Annotated in this window: 19 protein-coding genes and 1 tRNA gene; 11 read left to right on the top strand and 9 right to left on the bottom strand. The window is 49.0% G+C overall.

From position 1 onward, the window contains the following. The first annotated feature begins 56 nt into the window (after positions 1 to 56). Positions 57 to 836 carry an ATP-binding response regulator gene (locus tag ABCO64_RS00855; protein WP_253457445.1) on the top strand — a complete coding sequence of 260 codons (780 nt, stop codon included), beginning with the start codon at positions 57 to 59 and terminating at the stop codon, positions 834 to 836. A gap of 67 nt (positions 837 to 903) precedes the next feature. Further along, complete coding sequence (locus ABCO64_RS00850) at positions 904 to 1371, top strand: hypothetical protein (RefSeq protein ID WP_253457442.1); 468 nt, start codon at positions 904 to 906, stop codon at positions 1369 to 1371. A 14-nt stretch (positions 1372 to 1385) separates the two neighbouring features. Here ABCO64_RS00850 and ABCO64_RS00845 read toward each other — a convergent pair whose 3' ends face one another. Further along, positions 1386 to 2063: a 2,5-diamino-6-(ribosylamino)-4(3H)-pyrimidinone 5'-phosphate reductase gene (locus ABCO64_RS00845; RefSeq protein ID WP_253457439.1), complete on the bottom strand. Its 678-nt coding sequence runs from the start codon at positions 2061 to 2063 to the stop codon at positions 1386 to 1388. 97 nt (positions 2064 to 2160) lie between these two features. On the opposite strand from ABCO64_RS00845, the gene ABCO64_RS00840 reads away from it, so the two are divergent. From ABCO64_RS00840 to ABCO64_RS00830, 3 genes are all read left to right on the top strand, one after another. Then, positions 2161 to 3129 (top strand): EF-Tu/IF-2/RF-3 family GTPase, encoded by a 969-nt coding sequence (locus ABCO64_RS00840; RefSeq protein WP_253457436.1) that lies wholly within the window; start codon positions 2161 to 2163, stop codon positions 3127 to 3129. Between the two features lie 71 nt (positions 3130 to 3200). Beyond that, positions 3201 to 5690 (top strand): PAS domain-containing sensor histidine kinase, encoded by a 2490-nt coding sequence (locus ABCO64_RS00835; protein WP_253457433.1) that lies wholly within the window; start codon positions 3201 to 3203, stop codon positions 5688 to 5690. After that, positions 5687 to 6058, top strand: coding sequence for a response regulator (locus ABCO64_RS00830; protein ID WP_253457429.1), 372 nt, complete (start codon positions 5687 to 5689; stop codon positions 6056 to 6058). The genes ABCO64_RS00835 and ABCO64_RS00830 overlap by 4 nt, the downstream gene beginning before the upstream one ends. Positions 6059 to 6122: 64 nt before the next feature. Here the strand turns inward: ABCO64_RS00830 and ABCO64_RS00825 are convergent, their stop codons facing one another. After that, complete coding sequence (locus ABCO64_RS00825) at positions 6123 to 6287, bottom strand: hypothetical protein (protein WP_253457427.1); 165 nt, start codon at positions 6285 to 6287, stop codon at positions 6123 to 6125. 1 nt (position 6288) lies between these two features. Beyond that, a complete protein-coding gene (locus ABCO64_RS00820; protein ID WP_253457424.1) occupies positions 6289 to 8382 on the bottom strand; it encodes a SpoIIE family protein phosphatase in 2094 nt (697 codons plus the stop codon). A gap of 111 nt (positions 8383 to 8493) precedes the next feature. Between ABCO64_RS00820 and ABCO64_RS00815 the strand changes: the two genes are divergently transcribed. Beyond that, positions 8494 to 9315, top strand: coding sequence for a potassium channel family protein (locus ABCO64_RS00815; RefSeq protein ID WP_253457421.1), 822 nt, complete (start codon positions 8494 to 8496; stop codon positions 9313 to 9315). 4 nt (positions 9316 to 9319) lie between these two features. Here the strand turns inward: ABCO64_RS00815 and ABCO64_RS00810 are convergent, their stop codons facing one another. After that, the gene (locus tag ABCO64_RS00810) at positions 9320 to 10972 is read right to left on the bottom strand and encodes a histidine kinase N-terminal 7TM domain-containing protein (RefSeq protein WP_253457418.1); all 1653 of its coding nucleotides are present in this window, start codon (positions 10970 to 10972) and stop codon (positions 9320 to 9322) included. Between the two features lie 339 nt (positions 10973 to 11311). Between ABCO64_RS00810 and ABCO64_RS00805 the strand changes: the two genes are divergently transcribed. Together ABCO64_RS00805 and ABCO64_RS00800 are read left to right on the top strand one after the other, a co-directional pair. After that, positions 11312 to 11503, top strand: coding sequence for a hypothetical protein (locus ABCO64_RS00805; RefSeq protein ID WP_253457415.1), 192 nt, complete (start codon positions 11312 to 11314; stop codon positions 11501 to 11503). A gap of 170 nt (positions 11504 to 11673) precedes the next feature. After that, positions 11674 to 12570, top strand: a complete 897-nt coding sequence (locus ABCO64_RS00800) for an EamA family transporter (RefSeq protein ID WP_253457412.1) — start codon at positions 11674 to 11676, stop codon at positions 12568 to 12570. Positions 12571 to 12592: 22 nt separating this feature from the next. Here the strand turns inward: ABCO64_RS00800 and ABCO64_RS00795 are convergent, their stop codons facing one another. Further along, entirely contained in the window at positions 12593 to 13156 is a 564-nt protein-coding gene (locus ABCO64_RS00795) for a hypothetical protein (RefSeq protein ID WP_253457409.1), read from the bottom strand. A gap of 183 nt (positions 13157 to 13339) precedes the next feature. On the opposite strand from ABCO64_RS00795, the gene ABCO64_RS00790 reads away from it, so the two are divergent. Next, positions 13340 to 13468, top strand: a complete 129-nt coding sequence (locus ABCO64_RS00790) for a hypothetical protein (protein WP_256472478.1) — start codon at positions 13340 to 13342, stop codon at positions 13466 to 13468. Positions 13469 to 13493: 25 nt separating this feature from the next. Here the strand turns inward: ABCO64_RS00790 and ABCO64_RS00785 are convergent, their stop codons facing one another. The 3 genes from ABCO64_RS00785 to ABCO64_RS00775 all read right to left on the bottom strand — a co-directional run bounded on the left by ABCO64_RS00785 (position 13494) and on the right by ABCO64_RS00775 (position 15889). Beyond that, positions 13494 to 14429 (bottom strand): MarR family transcriptional regulator, encoded by a 936-nt coding sequence (locus tag ABCO64_RS00785; RefSeq protein ID WP_253457407.1) that lies wholly within the window; start codon positions 14427 to 14429, stop codon positions 13494 to 13496. A gap of 228 nt (positions 14430 to 14657) precedes the next feature. Beyond that, positions 14658 to 14942 (bottom strand): GYD domain-containing protein, encoded by a 285-nt coding sequence (locus ABCO64_RS00780; protein WP_253457403.1) that lies wholly within the window; start codon positions 14940 to 14942, stop codon positions 14658 to 14660. A 266-nt stretch (positions 14943 to 15208) separates the two neighbouring features. Beyond that, positions 15209 to 15889, bottom strand: coding sequence for a tetratricopeptide repeat protein (locus ABCO64_RS00775; protein ID WP_253457400.1), 681 nt, complete (start codon positions 15887 to 15889; stop codon positions 15209 to 15211). Positions 15890 to 16362: 473 nt separating this feature from the next. Between ABCO64_RS00775 and ABCO64_RS00770 the strand changes: the two genes are divergently transcribed. After that, complete coding sequence (locus tag ABCO64_RS00770; RefSeq protein ID WP_256472477.1) at positions 16363 to 16488, top strand: hypothetical protein; 126 nt, start codon at positions 16363 to 16365, stop codon at positions 16486 to 16488. An 18-nt stretch (positions 16489 to 16506) separates the two neighbouring features. After that, on the top strand, positions 16507 to 16878 hold the full coding sequence (locus ABCO64_RS00765) for an HNH endonuclease signature motif containing protein (protein ID WP_343089166.1): 372 nt from the start codon (positions 16507 to 16509) through the stop codon (positions 16876 to 16878). 437 nt (positions 16879 to 17315) lie between these two features. Here ABCO64_RS00765 and ABCO64_RS00760 read toward each other — a convergent pair. Further along, positions 17316 to 17389, bottom strand: a tRNA-Phe gene (locus ABCO64_RS00760). Between the last annotated feature and the right edge of the window lie 434 nt (positions 17390 to 17823).

The raw sequence follows: 17823 nt of genomic DNA, 5'->3' as shown, positions 1-17823 counted from the left end.
AAGGTGATCTATCGAATACTCTAATCAGAAATACAAATATTCCTGCCTGGAAGGTGATGGCTGTTAAGCAGATACTGATTGTTGAAGACGACCCCCTGATTGTACAGATGCTCACTGTCATGCTCAGAAAACTCGGGTATGGGGTGGCCGGGGTTGCGGCTTCTGCTGATGAGGCGGTCATGCAGGCGATTGAATCCAATCCTGATCTTGTACTGATGGATATCGGACTCGAGGGCAGGGCAGATGGCATCTCGGCAGCAACAGTCATTTTCCAGTTCTTCTCAATACCTATCGTATTCTGCACAGCTCATTACAGCAGTGATGTCCTGGCACGGGCAAAAGCAGCACAGCCGTTTGGGTATGTGACCAAACCATTTACCGATCGTGAACTCTTCAGTGCGATCGAGATAGCAATCAACTCCTATGAGAACTCCCAGTACCGTTCCGGAAACGATAACCGGAAATTCAAGGAACTTCTTCATCTTGACCAGGGTGTGTTGTTTCTCGACCCACGCGGCCGCGTCCTCTTCATGAACCCCTATGCCGAACATATCCTTGGACTGGCTCATAAAAAGGCGTTTTTCCACCCAATCGATAAAATCGTCAGTTTTAAGATGGCTTCACTAACGACGAAACAATATGATACCCTGTGGGAAGCCATCCGGGAGAGTGTCGTCATCGGAACAGGCCATGACATCATTATCCAGAACAGGGCAGGAAAGAGGAAGGCAGTTCATATGAAAGTCCTGCTGAGAAAGAATATCCGAAAAGATATCATCGGCTATATCCTGAAACTGGAAGAAAATATAGGCAAAACCCGGCAGATCAGAAAGTAGCCGGAAGAGGGCGGGTGAATCCGGCTGTACGATAGCATAATATAGTTGTTTCATCCTATTCTGGCATATGAGAACCAGACACTTTCTGCTGATAGCTCTCCTGCTCACTCTTGCACTTGTCGTGGCAGGATGTGCTGAAACACCGGTTGAAGAGCTGATTCCAACACCTGCTCCTGTTGAGACACCTGTTGAGCCTGATGAGGCTCCAGCGGAGTTACAACTCACTCCGGGACCGCTTGGCCAGATGCCTGCTGGAAAGGCAATCTCTGTATCAGCCGTCAAGGACCCGATAAAAAATGAGATCAGGGTTCAGTTTGATGGAGGAGAAGGGATGACCTTTGTTACCCGGATAGATGTGACGATGTATGCATCAGACGGCAGGATCGAAGAGCAGAGTATTGAACGGCCTCTTGCACGGGGGAAATCCATCACCTTTACCGGGACACGTGGGGTGGATCGGATCAAGGCAACTGCCTACTATATGACGGGCGAAGTTGTCGTCGTCTATGACAGAATCCATGTGAGAGAGCTGTAATCTGCCAGCTGTTCTCACACTTTTTTCTTCCACCTGATGAGGAGGCCATCATCCATCCGCTGGACATCATCAAGGACAAGCCCGGGGAATTGGGACTCGTCAATAAATCCTTCTCCATCTGCTAACGTCGGGGAAGTACTGCCGCCGATGATCATTGCGCCCAGGTAGACGTTAAGTTCATCAAAGAGCCCCTGGCTGATAAACGACCATATCACGCTTCCGCCACCCTCGACCATCAGTGTGTTGATCCCGCGCACCTGCAGTTCTCTGAGGAGGCAGGTGAGATCAACTGTATCATCGCCGCACGAGATGATCTCAGCGTGCCTTGAGAGCTCCCGTACTCTGTTTTGGTCTGCAGCGGATGTGACTGCAATCAGCCGCTTCCCCTCACCTTTGTTGAGAATGTCTGCAGTGGGTTGTGTCTCCCCCCGTGAATCGATGACGATCCTCACCGGGTTCTCATCTCTTCCACGCCTTCTCCGATCCTCCCTGAGGGCGGGAGATTTGACGGTTAACGACGGATCATCTGATCGCACTGTCCCGATACCGACAAGAATTGCATCCACATCCGCACGCATCCTGTCAACACGGGCAAAGTCCTCCTGTCCGGATATTCTGACCTGTCTCCGTTCCCGGGTTGATATTTTTCCATCGGCACTCATTGCGGCATTGATGATGACGTATGGTCGCATGCAAAAGTGAGGTTTGGAGTTAGGGCTCTTATAATGATACGGTTTCTCCTCCGGACTGCCAATCCCTTTTTTACTCTCTGAAGCGATTCATATAGGCATGGGAAACCTTACTGTTGCCGCACTTGCTCCACCTGATATTCTTCGTGAGATCGGAAAGAAAGGGACTGTATCAGATATTACGATATATGATCTGAAACGAAACCAGCATACCGTCACCCTGGTTGCACCATCCCGCTACCCTGAGAAGATATCTTCTCTCTTCTTCTCTGTCTCACTGGCACAGGCTGCACTTCTTGTCATCGATGAGATAACCCCCCGGCTTGGGGAGTGTATTCTGATGCTTGATGCTGCCGGGATTCAAAAGGGGATAATCGTGCTCAGGAACTATCTTGGCCGCGACCAGGTTGAACCGCTCCTTCGGGGAACGGTACTGGAAGGATACCAGTACTGTGAAGAGAACTGGATCGGAATCAAGGAACATTTTCTTGAACTGGCATCAGGAGTGCCATCTGAGAAGCCGCAGAAAGGTGAGGCTCCAAACGGCACAATGGCAATCGATCATCATTTCAATGTCAAGGGAATTGGAACGGTTGTCCTTGGACAGGTTGTCTCTGGCTGTCTCCGGAAACACGATCAGCTGACGGTTCTCCCTGATGAACTGACGGCAACACTCCGGTCCATCCAGAAACATGATGATGACTATGAGTATGCGGTTCTCCATGACCGGGTCGGCTTTGCCCTGAAGAATATAGAGGCTGATCAGCTTGACCGGGGTTTTGTCCTCTCAACTGATCCGGCTCTCTCCAGTACAACTGAGATTGACGCTGACCTTGGGCTTGTGCAGTACTGGCAGACACCAATCAGGGAAGGTATGGTTCTCTACTGCGGCCACTGGATGCAGTTTGTAAGCGGTAAGGTGACAGGGGTTATGGAAGCAGCTGATCGTGGCAGCCAGCATATTGCCCTCAGGCTGGATAAGCCACTCATCTATTATCCCGGTGATAGAGCGATCATCCATTACCTGGAAGGAGGCAGGCTCCGTGTTGTCGGAACCCTCGCCCTCTGAGTTTTGTCTGTAAAAACCAGTATGCAACAAAAAAACACTTTTAATAAGCATGAAGGGGGATATATAAGTATATGGTAGGTGACACTGCATCCCCATTTTTCGGAGGGAACTCCACGCCGTCTCTTATTTTTCGTATATGGGTTTTTTCTGCACTTACACTAACAGCATATCTTATAACCTATCATGGTATTCAGCATGGTATCACTGATGTCTACCCGTTCCTCTTCTTTATCCCCATCATTATTGCCGCATTCTTCTTCCCACGGCGTGAGACGATCATTGCTGTTGCAGTCGCCCTTGGATATTTTGGCCTCGTCTACTCGCTCGCAGGCCATGATGTCTGGATGGTCTATACTTCCACAATAAATTTCACTCTTTTTGTTTTATTTGGCCTGCTCGTATCCAGTATCTCTGAAAAGGTGCGTTCCCGTTCAAGGAGGTATTCAGGGGTTCTTGAACAGGCAAAATCCTGCAACTGGATCATTGACCGGAGATCAGGGACTATACAGGATATCAACTCGTATTGTGTTCACCTGCTTGATTACATACCCCATGATCTCCATGGCAGGCCCATGCGGAATCTCTGGCAGGAGCAGGAGAAGGCTGATACACTCCTTGAACAGATTGAGCAGTCTTTGGGTGTTGGGGATCAGGAGGCTGTTCTCGTTGGGAAAGACGGCAGAGAGCGTTTTGTCCGGGTGTCTGGATCCATCCTTGATGATGAAACAATCGGCATCTCAGCTGTGGATATAACGCCTCTGAAGATGGCTGAGCAGAAACTCTCACGTTTTGAGGCTACCTACCAGGCAACACTTAATTCAATACCTGAGCCTGTACTGGTTGTTGACAGGCACCTGTCCGTTATCCTTCATAATAGTGCTGCAGCCAGGGGGTATCAGCAGGAAGAGGGACAGCCCGGCATAATCGGGAAGAACATTGAAGATATCTATCCTTTCCTCTCGTTTCTTCGGGACCCGGAATGTGTTGAGAAGATCTTTCTGAAGAAGATCCCGGTTACTCGCGAAGTGAGGCATGAGGAAGATGGGGTACTGCACTGGTATGATACCACAATCCATCCATTGGGTGCAGATGACGGCAGGGATTGTGCAACGGTTATCATAGAGGATATCACACAGAGGAAGAATACCGAATCGCTCTGGAAGAAGACCGAGGCCGCACATCGGGCTATCTTTGAGAATGCGGGTGCGGGTATACTTATCCTTGATGAGGACGGGCAGATTCACTCCGTGAATGATGAGTTCTGCATGCTGACCGGGTACCAGAAGGAGGATATCACCGGGGAAACTATTCTCTCCCTCTTCCAGGAGCGTGATCAGCAGGTTATGCAGTCATGCCTGCTCTCCAGGCAGGATCCCGATCTGCATGAAGAATATGAAGTGCAGATCATTGCTGCAGATGGGGACGTTCTTGACTGCATGCTTCTCACCGCTCATATAGCAGACACCACCCACCGTATCGTTTCGATCATTGATATCACCGAAGAGCACCGGATGCTTGAGCTGATCCGGGATCATGAGAATAACTACGAGCAGCTTGTCAGTAACCTGCCTGTTGGCGTTTTTATTATCGTGGATGGGAGCTTTCAGTTTGTTAACCCGGCACTCTGCTCGATGACAGGCTATTCTTGGGAAGATTTCAAAAACCAGCCTATAAGCTTCCTCTTTCCGGAATCAGGCCTTCTATTCTCGGAAAAACAGCCAGGAGATAGAGGGTACGCAACAAAAGACGGGACAGGACGGATGGGCGAAGTCGTCTGCAAAAAATACCTGCATAATGGTGAAGAGGTTACCCTGGGCATCCTTCTTGATACAACACAACGGACTATCCTTGAAGATACGCTTCGACGTGAGATTGAATGGAAATCAGATTTTGTCATGATAGCCTCTCATGAGCTCAGAACCCCTCTCCAACCTGTCATGGGCTACTTAAGCCTGCTTCTGCATGATCCGGATGGCTATCAACTCTCCGGTGAAGTGGTTCAGCTGCTTTGGAGCTGCCAGAACAATCTTGAACAGGAACGCCGGATCATCGACCGGATGATCGATCTATCGATCGCTGATTCGGCATCACTCTCTCCCAATCTCAAGGAGGTCTCGATATACTCCCTTATTGAGGAACTTCTGGCGGATCATGGGTGCCGTCAACTGGCCATGGTCTCCAATGATCTGCCGGAGACGCTCACAATCAATGGTGATCCGGCTCTCCTCTACCAGGTCTTCCATAGCCTGTTATCCAATGCTGTGCGGTTTAGTGATCCCCCACGAACAATCTCGCTTGGCTATACATCTGATAGTGAAAACCATTTCATCCATGTTGCAGATAATGGATATGGCATTGATGAGATCGAAAAGTGCAAAATTTTCGCACCTTTCTATATCACAGATTCAGAACAACTCAGCCGGACGTATGATCGGCTGGGCATCGGCCTCTCTATTGCTGATAGGTATGTGCGGCTTCATGGTGGCGGGATAACGCTTGAGAGCAGGGTTGGAGATGGGAGTATTTTTACGGTAAGACTTCCCATGGTGATACAACTATGACGAAGACTGTGATGGTGGTTGATGATGACATCCCCAATCTTACCGTGATGGGTCTGCTCTTAAAGAAGATTGGCTATGAAGCAATCACGATAAACAATGGCTGGGATGCACTCTCTGCTATTCAGGAGAAGATGCCGGATCTCATCCTTCTTGACCTGATGATGACCCCGATCGACGGGTGGCAGGTTCTCGATGAATTAAAGAAAGCCGGGCTTGACGGAGTGCCTGTAATGCTTTTTACTGCCAAATATATACGGGACGAGGAGATTGCTCCATATAAGGATGATATTGTGCTCATTCTCCAGAAGCCGGTATCTTTCAAGGAACTCGAAGCAACCCTGCAGGATTACTTCTCAAAAACCAGCTGAAGCAGTCACAACTACTCAATAAAAAATATTTTTCCTGTATGAAACAATACATTTCCAATAACTTTTATTCTTCATCCATTCCTGAGAAGAAGACCATTCTTACTGGCCTTCGAAGTGTTGCCTCACACCGGGGACAGGTTGCAAACTCCGGCCCCGGACCGCATGTGGCGCATCGCACCTGCGGAATGAAGGTGTTTTCACAGTAGGGGCAGAGCCAGGTTTCGTGCATCTCACTCCTCCAACTGGTCTGTCTTTGTTTCTGCTTTCATCACCAGAAGCGTGATATCATCTGACTGGGGTGCATCGCCGACAAATGCTGCAATATCCTCCATAACAGCATCAATAATCCCTGATGCGGTTCTTCCCTGGATCTCCATCATCACCTTCTCAAGCCGCTCCTCCCCGTAGAGCTCCTGGTTTTTGTCTTCTGCCTCTGTAACGCCGTCGGTGTAGAGAATGAGGAGATCTCCTTCATGGAGCGGAATCTCGATTGTCTGAAGCTCGATCTCCTCCATGACACCAAGGGCTATTCCCTCAGCCTTCAGGAGGGTGATCGAATGATCATCGCCACGCAGGAAAATCGGGGGGTTATGACCGGCATTCACGTATGTCAGTGTTCTCTTGTGTGCATCAAGGATGGCGTAGAAGAGCGTGACAAACATGCTTGTCCGTGAATCCTCGTAGATGAGCCTGTTTGCCTGGGCTATTGCAACAGCGGGTGAAGGCTCATCTGCGGTACTTGCCCGGACAAGGGTTCTTGAGAGCGCCATGAAGAGGGCAGCAGAGACTCCTTTTCCTGAGACATCTGCGATCACAAGACCGTAGCGACCCTCATCAATTGGAATGAAGTCGTAGAAGTCTCCCCCGACAAAGAGGGCAGGGACACTTCTTGCAGCGAGATCAAAGCCCTTGATGATGGGTGCCCGGTCAGGGAGGAAACTCTCCTGGATGCTCCGGGCAATCTCAAGCTCCCGTGAGAGGCGTTCCCTCTCAGCAGTCGTTCTCTTGAGGTCCTCCATCATAGTATGCAGATCCTCTGCCATCTGGTTGAAATTTGATGCCAGGTCGGCAAACTCATCACGTGTCCCGCAATCGACCCGGTATGCCAGGTCTCCACTCCCGATAGCTTCTGCTCCTTCACTCAGCCGCTTGAGCGGCCGGGTGATCGCCTGGGAGAAGAGGGCTGAGCCGATGATGGCAGATCCGATCAGAACCACCATGGTAACGATGAAGAGATGTCGTGTTCTGGTGATCTGGCTGTCGATCTTGGAAGCCGTTTTTGCTGTCTGCTCCTCAAGCCTCTCTCCTGTCTGGAGAGCCGGTGCGATGACCGTCTCAACCGGCATCACAACAGCAATGCTCCACCCGGTGCTCCGGACAGGGGCATAGGCGATAAATACCTCATTCTGGTCAAGCGATATTCTGCTGATCCCGGATTGTCCATCCACCATCTTCAGGACAACTGCCCTGAGTTCACGGTTTGCTGACTCCAGCAGATTCTCGGTGGTGAATGACTCGTCCCAGAGCCGATCGCCTGCATCCAGACCAGGCCTGCTGATGACGTGGCCGTCTGCATCAATGAGCATCGCGTATCCGTCACCGCTGATTGTGGTTTCGATGATCATCTGGTTAATGGTCTCTATGGTGACATCAGCTCCAAGCACCCACGTATAATCGATATCCTGGATCAAATACGATCCCGTGACCGTGAGGCCTTCACCGCCCGCATCGATATAGGGGCGTGACCAGACGACCTGCTCGCTCAAACGTGCGTTCCGGTACCAATCACGGGTTCTGGGATCAAATGACTCCGGGAGATCAGCTTTTGGGAAGATCCTGACGATTCCAGTCTCTGTTCCGATATAGCACCAGGTTATGTCAGGATGGGTTGTGGCAACAGGTATCATGATCCGTTCCATCTGCATGAGCCAGAGGCGTTCTTCTGGTGTTGGGCTGCTGCCCGGTGTGATAATCTCGCCTGACTGCGTTGCAGTATGGATTGGGGGGAGATCAAAGATCCCGCTTCCATATACTGCCATTGTCATGATGGCTTTCTCAGTATCCTCAAAATACAACGAGATCTGTTCTGCCTGGTCAAGTGCTGCCCTCAGGATATAGTCTTCTGCATCTTCGATCAGAGCCGAGGTACTGTCCCCGACTGCCTGCCTGCCGAGACTTTCACTCTCCTTTATCGCTGTTGTTCCGAGTGTGGTAATCACAGAAGATGCTATTCCGGCTGCGATGAGAAGTGAAATTACTGATATTGCAAGAAATGCAAGTAATATTTTTGTTCTGACGCCCATTGGAGGGATCGGCAGCTTCATCAGTATATATTCATCCAGAATGATAATAACTCCTCTGGTATGGATGTGACCGATCCCGGTTGGGAGGGATCCTTTCTTATCTGATTGGTATCATACCACTCATCTGTCTCTATGGGAACTGATGATCAGCGTTTTCGTCTCTACCTTGGGATTCTTCTCCTGGTCTTCCTCGTCGGATCTCTTGGCCTTGCGGCACTTGAGGGTCTCTCGCTCTTTGAGGCGGTATATTTCATCATCGTGACTATCGCAACAGTCGGGTATGGCGATATTGTTCCAAAGACCGATGCCGGCCGCACCCTTGTCCTTCTGTTGATCCTTGCCGGTGTCGGCACGTTTCTTACCGTCATTGCCTATATCATAGACATGACGGTCTCACGGAGCAACCAGCAGGCCAGGAAGAAAAAAATCGGGATGCTGATCGGCGTCTTCTTCTCTGAGCTTGGTGTTCCCTGTATATACCGGCTGAAAGACGCTGTTCCGTCTGTTCTGTCAGGCAGAGATGATCTCCTCATCGGGGATGACTGGGATGCGAGACGGTTTGGAGCAGCCCGAAAGAGTCTTCTTGGGATGGAGTGCCGCTGTGAACTCGGGAAGATAGATCTGGTGGCTTTGGAACAGTTTCTCTCACGGAAGCGGGGAGTGATGATCCAGCTCCTCCAGCACCCGATGCTCTTCGAAGACGAACCGTTTGCAGAGATGATTACCGCGCTCTCCCATTTTGGAGATGAACTCTCGGCACGGCGGGATCTGAGGGATCTCTCTGAACCTGACCTTATGCATCTTTCCCGGGATTGTGAACGGGTGGTTCTTCACCTGCTTATCGGGTGGCTCGACTACATGGAGTACCTGAAAAATCACTACCCGTACCTCTTCTCGCTCTCTGTGCGGACAAATCCCTTTGATCCACACGCATCAGCTGAGATTGCTTCCTGAACTGCTAAAAGCCAGTCTTCTCTGGTGCATTCCGGAATGTATCTTCAGGAATAAAAATCTCAAAACGGGCACCTTCTCCATAGGTGCCCGTCTCCTGAATGCCCATGCCTGTGATCGAGAGGATCTCGCGAATGAGAAAGAGGCCAAGCCCCATCTTGCTTCCACGGATATGGGTGAATATCCTCTCTTTCATATTCTCAGGGATGCCGATACCGTCATCTTCGACAACCAGCACGCCGTCGTCTCCACGTTTTTCAAACCAGATGGTGATCTTTGCTGCTCCCTCTGCATGGTGGATGGTGTTCTGAAAAAGGTTTGCAAAGACCTTGAAGAAGAGGGGATCGGAATAGATCTCAAGATTACCTGTCTTCACCTCTATTGGAATGGATCCGGTATCTGTCTCCTGCATGGCACGGTGGATGACCGTCTCTGCATGCTGCCAGACCGGATCAGCCATACCGAGGTTTTCATAGTCTGCGGTGAATGAGATCTGGCGCTGTATCGTCCTGACCGCAGCATTGAGTCTGCTCATGTAGTTCTGTATCTCGGGATCATCGGGGAGTTCTTCCCGGATTAACGATCCATACCCAAGAATTGCAGTAATCTGGTTCAGGATATCGTGCCGGGTGATTGAGGAGAGGAGGTTGAGTTTTTTGTTTGCCTCCTCAAGGCTTTTCCGTGCCCGGTATACCTCTGTTATATCCCGAATAAAGATGATTACCCCGTATTCATTACCGATTTTATCCCTGAGCCGGTGGGAACGCACCTCAAATGTCCTGTTGTCGATTTTTCGGTGAACCAGCACGGATTGCTTTTTTGGGTCAGGGGATCCCCACCGGTTGAGGATGGCTGTTCCATCAGTCCCTTCCACGTCCCTGAATGTCTCGCCAACTGTCAGTGTGGCGGATTTGTTCATGTCAATGATCCGATAATCCCGATCAAGGACGATAATCCCATCTTCCATAGATTCGATGATCCTGTCGCGTGCAAGGGGGACAATAGAGAAGAGCCTGATACGGGCATGGCCGCTGACAAGAATGCCTGCTGTGAAGATAAGGGCAAACGGTGTCCAGTCCAGGCCCGGATGGGGATCGATCCGGAGGATATGGAGTATATTGATTGTGAGAGGAACGAGTATTCCAAGAAAAAGCCAGGATATCTGGCGCCGGATAAGACCACTGCTGTTTGTGTAGGTGTAGAGGAGGATACCAATTGAGGTTGCAACCAGGAAGAATGAATAGATGATGTGGATTGGGTAGAGTGGTCCATATGAGACTTCCCAGATGACAGTGCCAAACAGATACTGCCTGGTTACTCCGGAGTAAAAGAGATAATGGAGACTGTTTGTTGCAACCAGCATGATGGTTATACCTGGAATAATGAAGAGTGCAAGTTTTTTTCTCAGGGTAAAGAACGGGCCCATACCGGCGTATGCAAAGGCTATCAGAAACAATGCAACGGGAATTAAGGCAATCCCGATGAAGGATATGGTTGTTGCGGCAAGCTGGAATTCTGCGTCAGTAAATATGTAGAATACTGCGTCTCCCGCACACCAGATGGCAGCAAATACGAAGAAGAGGGTGATAGGCAGCTTCAGCTCCCTGTCCCAGGTATTGCGGAGTAGAAATCCGATGCTCACAAATAAAAGAGACAACATGAACAGGAGAGGGGTCAGGATTGAAAACTGGATTGCCATTGGATAGCTGCCTGATTACACCTCTTGTTTTATAAGCCTGTCCATCAGCAGATCCAAAAAAAAGAGGGTGGATGGGGTGCAGATACACGGCTTTCATCTCGTCTGGCTTTCTAAAGGGTTATTGTGGCTTTTTTTTCAAAAAAAGTGAAACAAATGAATCAGGATCTGCTCTGTTGCGTCCCCGTTTCCTGGGAAATCAGTTGGAGCCTGCTCATGTACATCAGGGAATTTTCTATAGGTAAAATTAAATTTATAGTTAAGTATATATTTGTCATGACACTAGTAGGGGATGGTGATAGTATGGTATGTACAGCATATGCCCACCTGGAACCAGCAGCCATCTCACGGATTGCACACCTTGAGGATGAGCTTGGTGTTGTTCTTCTGGCTCATGAGAAGCCGACCCCGGTTGCACCGCTATCTGAAGCCGATCTCATGCAGATCCAGGAGATCGAGAAGAAGATGGGTATCAGGCTCGTTGCGTACGCCTGACCTGATATCCTGCTTTTTTTTGAGGATCAGCGGGTTTTATCCGGCTGGATACACCCTTTCTGCTGTATGCCTGATGCTGCTCTTTCTCCGCTCTCAAGGCATGCTCCCCTGGTAGAACCAATGCATTCAATTGGTACGGCAGTACATCCCCTCTCTATCCGGGGTGTGCGATGCTCTGGTTTCTGTTTGCTCTTGGCGGGGCTGTATCCCAGGCAGTATACGCAGGAATGGTCAAACGCCTGCTTACAGAGGAGCGGCTGTACCCGCTTGCAGGTTTTTCGTTTCTTGCTGCATCGTTTTTTCTTGGTATTGTGATTCTGGCACTGGGGATTCCCCCGCTTGGGCCCGGCCTCTTCCCTGCCATCTCGGGCACGGTCATGATTAATATCCTTGCGACAATCCTGCTGTACCGGGCTCTCACCAGAAGCGATCTCTCACTCTGTATCCCGATGCTTGCCTTCACACCTGTTTTTCTGCTTGTGACGTCCTTTCTGATCCTGGGTGAGATCCCAACAACAGGCGGGGCTGTCGGGATGCTGCTCGTGGCGTCTGGAGCCTATATTCTCCATCTTGATCCCGGTGAAAACCGCTGTGCAACACTTGCCACGCCCTTTCAGAGGCTCAGGCATGATCGCGGTGTCCAGTCGATGCTTGCGGTTGCGTTTCTCTTCTCGATATCTGTCAACTTCGATAAACAGGTGGTGGAAAACTCTGATCCATTCTTTGGCTCAATGATAGTCTTCACCCTTCTTGCGACAGCCTTTCTGGCTCTCACTATTTTTGACAATCGGAGAAAGGGGGTGAAGGGATCTGTTTTTTGTTCTTCACCCTCTCTGCTCATGCTTGCGTATCCTCTTGTCGGCCTCATCCTGGCTCTTGAGATTGTGATGATAAACCTCGCCTATACCCATGCGATTGTTCCGTATGTGATCAGTATCAAGCGACTTGCCATCGTCTTCTCTGTCGTCTTTGGGATACTTTTCTTTGGGGAGCAATCGGGACTGGGCAGGATTACTGGCGCGATTATCATGGTTGCCGGTGCAGGTGTCATAGCGATCCTTGGATGAATCCTCTCTCAAAGCGGCTTTTTTACTGTCTCCTGATTGCCATCAGTGCAAACGCAATCCCGGCTGCTGCAGCGAAAACCCCAAAACCAGGAGTCACTGGTGGTTCAGGCTCAGGTTCAGGTGTTGGTGTCGGCTCCGGTGTCGGTTCAGGTGTCGGCTCAGGGGTGGGTGGTGGTGCCTCAAGCAGGGTGAAGGTAGTGTGTGCAGCAATATCCGGCTCGATTGCTTCAACCGTTACCATATAGTCATCCGGGATAAAGTCGGTTGTATCAACGGTAAATGACCAGGTATTCTCCTCCACTCCTTCAACGACTGTCGTTTTTCCGGCTGTCCCGGTAAAACCTGCAGGCGTCTCCTTTACTGTCGGTGCAAAAGAGAGCGATACAACTGTCACGATCAGTTCGTTTCCTGCAGCAAGATTGGTGGTTCCGGAGATCTCAAAGGTATCTCCTGTATTGTACTCATCAGCCAGTGCATCAACCTCGAGTGCTGCTCCACACGAGATCACGGCAAGGCCGATGAGTATGAGGGATAGTAGTATCCGTTTCATGGTCTCGCCTCCTGTCGCCATGCTATCTGTTGGCATGGCTGCTTTCCTATCTCGCCCCGGCATCATAAGGTTTCTGGCTCCATGAAAATGACCATGACGTATCCCAACAATCACCATCAGGGGATGCCTGCTTCCTACCGCGGTCTGGTGTTGGATTTAATCTGCTGACCGGCACATTTTCTGTGGGTTCTCAATTTTTTTTCTCGCGGGGGAAAGGAGATGGAGCGGGTCATCGAAGAGGTGAAGAGGATTGATGCCATCATCGACCAGCTTGATCAGGGATTGCTTGAATCAGAGCTGGTCAGGAAGTTTCTGAGGAAACACTATGAGAAGAATGAAGATGAATAGATCTTTATTTTGGAAAAGAGCGGCATCATGAGCGTTTTGCCTGGGCAGACATCTCATGGCTGGTGGTCTTCCCACTGCATTCAAATGAACCGGCGTCAATGAGTGCAAGCTGATGGCGGATCTGCTGGAGATGTGCAGCCCGTTTTTCATATTCCATGATCCTGGCAGTAATTGCGTCTTCAAATGGCTTGCAGAGAGGGAGGATCTCATCTGAGAAGTACTGAAGGATATGGGTTCCTCTTCCTTCTGATTCTGCATGTCTGGAGATTGCCAATACCACCCTCTCCATCTCCAGAAAGAGATCTGCTCCAAACGAATCTGCATCGAAATCGGTCATGGTGCTCGTCTCTGTGTCCCTGCCTGTCTCCCTGCCTGTGGTGGCATCCCCCGATTTCCTCTCTGATGGATGCCCCAATCCCCCATTGTCCAGGGCTGCTGAACCAAACTGGCTGTGCGTTCCTGGTGGCAGGGCAGTAACCAGTGCCTCGATCATCATCGTCAGGGTGGATACCCAGCGGACGTTCTGATATGCCTCCTCCTGCTCAGGTTCGGGTTGAAAGAACTCTTCTGCACAGGTATCAAAGAGACAGAGATATGCATGCAGGGCGGGATGGAGATCCTGGTTATGGGCGATCATGGATCGGATCGTTCTTGTCCCAACCCGGAGTTCCCCGGTCGTATCTGTATGATAGGGGTTTTTGCTCTTCCTGGCAGCTGAGAGAGCATGGCAAAAAATCTCCTGCAATCCATGCAGTGTCAGGCGGATCGGCTTTGTGGGTGCACCCTTCTCGTTCCGGATGGGATCACACCTGATCAGAAGGCCTTCATCCACCAGTTTTTTGACCATTCGGTGGACATATGCCGAATCGAGGCTCAACACCTTCGAAATATCATATACTGTTGCTTCCCTTGTGATGGCGATATACCCAAGAAGCCTGAACCTGTTATCGATTGCTGTCATACCTTCGATTCTTTAGTCTGTATATGATGCATTCTTCTGATATAGTTTCGTAATCAGGCTGGATCTCCAGTTGAAATGGCAAATGGAAATACAATAGAAATTGTGGAGACAGAGAAATGCCGGTGCCGGATCCTGACATTCCTCTTCAGAATGGTTTCATGGCGATACTTTGTGCGTCTTCCCAATTATCCGGTCTTTTCAGCAATGCCGGTTACGCGTGCTTCCCGCTTACTTTGTCATATCATAGACCTGTTCGGGAAGGAGCGCTGTCAGGGATTCGGTGCTGACGGTACCCCACTGGCTGATGTTGATGATGACATCTGCGAGTATCTCCGGGGATGGTAGTTCGATGACAGCGACGAAGTCATACCGGCCAAACGTGTAATACAGGCCATGCAGCACCCCTCCTGCCTGCTCGATCTGCTCTTTTGCCTTCTCATCCCTTGCCCTTGCTTCCTTCAACTTTGCAATAGCCTGATCGGTCAGTTTCCCAAGGACGATGAATAGTGCCATAATGCACGGAGATGGGAGTATCAGACCATAAAGGTAGTGGTGTCTCCAAATGGCGGGGGATGCAGATGGAGATATTACGGGCTAAGGAAACTGAAATTCTCCATCTTTGCCTGCCCGGCCTCTCGTATTGATGCTATGACTACAGCCTCGCAGGCATTCTTCTGAGCCGGATGCTCCTTAATGGTTTACTGCTCCGTATTAGTGCATTGATGCCCTCAGGTTTCTTTCAGGCTCTTCAGGCATAATCGTGCTACAGCATCCATAGCTCACCTGAGTTCGTCGAGCAGACGACCCCGTTTATCCCGGGCACAGGCGTGGTCTGGATCTATTGCCAGCGCCCTGTTGTAGGATGCTATTGCATCTGCAGTCTGGCCAAGCTCTGTCAGTGCATCGCCCCGGCCGACCCAGACGTCTGCATCATCAGGATCATGTCTGATATAGCTGTCATATGATGCAACGGCATCCTCGTAGCGTTCGAGGCCAAGAAGCAAGCCAGCCCGGTGTTTCCATGCATGTACATGATCCGGTTCAAGCTCGAGTGCTTTTTCATATGATGCAATGGCAGCTTCGTACCTGCCCAGTCTCTCGAGCGCAACAGCCCTGTTGGACCATATAAAGAAATAACCGGGATCTAGCTCGATCGCTCTGTCATATGATGCGATGGCAGACTCGTACCTGCCGAGTCTACTCATCATAACGCCCCTGTTGTTCCATGCCATGGGATCATTATTGTTTATCTGGAGCGGCCTGTCATATCTGGCGATGGCAGCCTTGTATTGCTGGAGGGTCAACTGCTCAGTGGCCTCATCGTACATCTCCACAACGTCAACCACTGTTCTCTCATGCGGATGTCTCACCGTAATATCCAGTGCTGCCATGTAGACCCCCATGCCTGCTGTTGCAATGAGGAGAATGATGGTTATGAAAAAAACCCCGGGTTTCTTCATCAGCCTGCCCCCCCCTTTTCAAGAATTTGCTTTCGGTTTACTCGTACATAAGCGTTACTCGCATATGATTGATACAGCATGATTGATACAGCCGGGTTTTGTCTGATGCAGGTTCAGTCTCTCCAGACAATAGTGGGATTTACCTCAGGATTGTACCTCAGGATTGTACCTGATATTCAGTTGGTTTCGTCCCCACCCCTCCGCCAGACACCACCCGGCACAGTTATCTCAAACCTCGCCCCCTCGCCATACACCCCGGTCTCGGCAATTGTGATCCCGGTAAGTGTATGGAGTGATATTATGGCAAAGAAGTCGCACAAATCATCAATTGCTTTCTTTCCAGAATGCCAATCTTTTTTTTAAACAAGGTTTGTTACGTTACCTATGGTTGCTTATTTTGTCTTAAAACCTCTCCGAAATATTCAATATGAATGAAAATAAAGCAACACATATAAAATTTATTGGGGATTTAAATGTGGAAGGAGCCTAAAACGATAAAAGGAATGGTTAGAAAAGCCTCAACAGGAGATGGGAGAAAAAAGACGGATTTTGAGAAGTTTTTTGATGGTGCTGGTTCTTCCAAGAAACGAAAAAAATAAGATACGGTTTGATTATTAATGGCTCGTAAAAAAACACCTTCTGACTCCTCAGATTTTTTTGAATCTTTGGTATGGGATAGTAAAGCTAATAAGCCTAAAAAAACTTCCAATCTAACCCAAACCAAGAGAAATAAGATAAAAAATAAAGTGATGGTTTGTGAGTTTCGAGGATGTAAAAACCCAGCCCAAGAAGTGCATCACATTGATTGGAAGCGAGATAATAACGTTTATAGCAATTTGATTGTTCTTTGTGGATTTTGCCATAATAATGCACATGGGAAAAATCCTACTGGTGAAATTCTCGATAAAACAAAATTAAAAAACACTGTTCGTAATCGTTCAAAAGATAAAGCGGATACAATCAAAGCGATATTAAAGGGCTCTTCATAATTATTGGGAAAAAGGATACATACCTATTGGAAGGCGGGATAGCGGTAATACCGCTCCTGGTCTATCCCAATCCTTGCCGATTTTTATATTGTTGCTTCTATGTATTCAATGGTTCTATCGGTTCAAAGGGGGATACTTCATGCTAGCAATTCCTACAAACCCACGCCTCAATAGCGGTGTATTCCCTCATAAACCCGCACATATCCGTGCATCTGATACACAAAGTATGGGTGAGTTATGAAAAGTGGCTTAAATCGCTTCGATGTTGATGAAAAACAGTGGTTCCAGTGGAAATATACTTTTGATCTCAATTTTCAAAGAAAAAGGCGCATTTGAAAAACTGACAGAGAATCTGCTCTGGTGGGTGAGACTGGCGGGATCATACACCTATATTCAGGTTACGATTGCATAAAAACGCATTGAACTTAAAATTGGGATGCCCCAGCCCGGATTTGAACCGGGGACAACCAGATCTTCAGTCTGGCGCTCTCCCAGTCTGAGCTACTGAGGCTTTGGGATTACAATATACGCCAGATCTCTATTTAATACATCCGCTTTTGCTCTATTGTGATAAGAAAGCAGTCAGGAATGCCCTTTTAATTCTTGTCGTCTCAATATTTACCTTGGACTTTGGATATTGCTCTCTTTTCAGAATCACAGGAGTATAAAGAAAAAAAATCAATCCCGGCACATGAGCTAAACATGAGCTAATAATCTCTATACGCGCTTTTTCCGGGTCGTATTCCAATTATAACAATCTGATAGTCCGGGCCGAGCTCAAAGATTATTCGCCAGCTTCCTACTCGAAGTCGGTATGTATTCTTTATCCCTTTTAATTTTCGAATATCCAGATCGGGAGCGAATCCTTCCTTTAATTGTTGTAGTTTATTGTTTATATGCTATTGTTTATATACTGATGATCGGGCTCATCAATTAATTCAAGTT

The sequence above is a fragment of the Methanocalculus natronophilus genome (assembly GCF_038751955.1).
Lineage (GTDB): Archaea > Halobacteriota > Methanomicrobia > Methanomicrobiales > Methanocorpusculaceae > Methanocalculus > Methanocalculus natronophilus.
Note: the sequence above shows the minus strand (reverse complement) of the source record. Positions and strands in the feature narration are given on the sequence as shown.

Excerpts from the sequence above, each read along its gene's own strand:
- ABCO64_RS00855 (WP_253457445.1), top strand. The coding sequence starts at position 57 with ATGGCTGTTAAGCAGATACTGATTGTTGAAGACGACCCCCTGATTGTA.
- ABCO64_RS00850 (WP_253457442.1), top strand. The coding sequence starts at position 904 with ATGAGAACCAGACACTTTCTGCTGATAGCTCTCCTGCTCACTCTTGCA.
- ABCO64_RS00845 (WP_253457439.1), bottom strand. The coding sequence starts at position 2,063 with ATGCGACCATACGTCATCATCAATGCCGCAATGAGTGCCGATGGAAAA.
- ABCO64_RS00840 (WP_253457436.1), top strand. The coding sequence starts at position 2,161 with ATGGGAAACCTTACTGTTGCCGCACTTGCTCCACCTGATATTCTTCGT.
- ABCO64_RS00835 (WP_253457433.1), top strand. The coding sequence starts at position 3,201 with ATGGTAGGTGACACTGCATCCCCATTTTTCGGAGGGAACTCCACGCCG.
- ABCO64_RS00830 (WP_253457429.1), top strand. The coding sequence starts at position 5,687 with ATGACGAAGACTGTGATGGTGGTTGATGATGACATCCCCAATCTTACC.
- ABCO64_RS00825 (WP_253457427.1), bottom strand. The coding sequence starts at position 6,287 with ATGCACGAAACCTGGCTCTGCCCCTACTGTGAAAACACCTTCATTCCG.
- ABCO64_RS00820 (WP_253457424.1), bottom strand. The coding sequence starts at position 8,382 with ATGAAGCTGCCGATCCCTCCAATGGGCGTCAGAACAAAAATATTACTT.
- ABCO64_RS00815 (WP_253457421.1), top strand. The coding sequence starts at position 8,494 with ATGGGAACTGATGATCAGCGTTTTCGTCTCTACCTTGGGATTCTTCTC.
- ABCO64_RS00810 (WP_253457418.1), bottom strand. The coding sequence starts at position 10,972 with ATGTTGTCTCTTTTATTTGTGAGCATCGGATTTCTACTCCGCAATACC.
- ABCO64_RS00805 (WP_253457415.1), top strand. The coding sequence starts at position 11,312 with ATGGTATGTACAGCATATGCCCACCTGGAACCAGCAGCCATCTCACGG.
- ABCO64_RS00800 (WP_253457412.1), top strand. The coding sequence starts at position 11,674 with ATGCTCTGGTTTCTGTTTGCTCTTGGCGGGGCTGTATCCCAGGCAGTA.
- ABCO64_RS00795 (WP_253457409.1), bottom strand. The coding sequence starts at position 13,156 with ATGCCAACAGATAGCATGGCGACAGGAGGCGAGACCATGAAACGGATA.
- ABCO64_RS00790 (WP_256472478.1), top strand. The coding sequence starts at position 13,340 with ATGGAGCGGGTCATCGAAGAGGTGAAGAGGATTGATGCCATCATCGAC.
- ABCO64_RS00785 (WP_253457407.1), bottom strand. The coding sequence starts at position 14,429 with ATGACAGCAATCGATAACAGGTTCAGGCTTCTTGGGTATATCGCCATC.
- ABCO64_RS00780 (WP_253457403.1), bottom strand. The coding sequence starts at position 14,942 with ATGGCACTATTCATCGTCCTTGGGAAACTGACCGATCAGGCTATTGCA.
- ABCO64_RS00775 (WP_253457400.1), bottom strand. The coding sequence starts at position 15,889 with ATGAAGAAACCCGGGGTTTTTTTCATAACCATCATTCTCCTCATTGCA.
- ABCO64_RS00770 (WP_256472477.1), top strand. The coding sequence starts at position 16,363 with ATGTGGAAGGAGCCTAAAACGATAAAAGGAATGGTTAGAAAAGCCTCA.
- ABCO64_RS00765 (WP_343089166.1), top strand. The coding sequence starts at position 16,507 with ATGGCTCGTAAAAAAACACCTTCTGACTCCTCAGATTTTTTTGAATCT.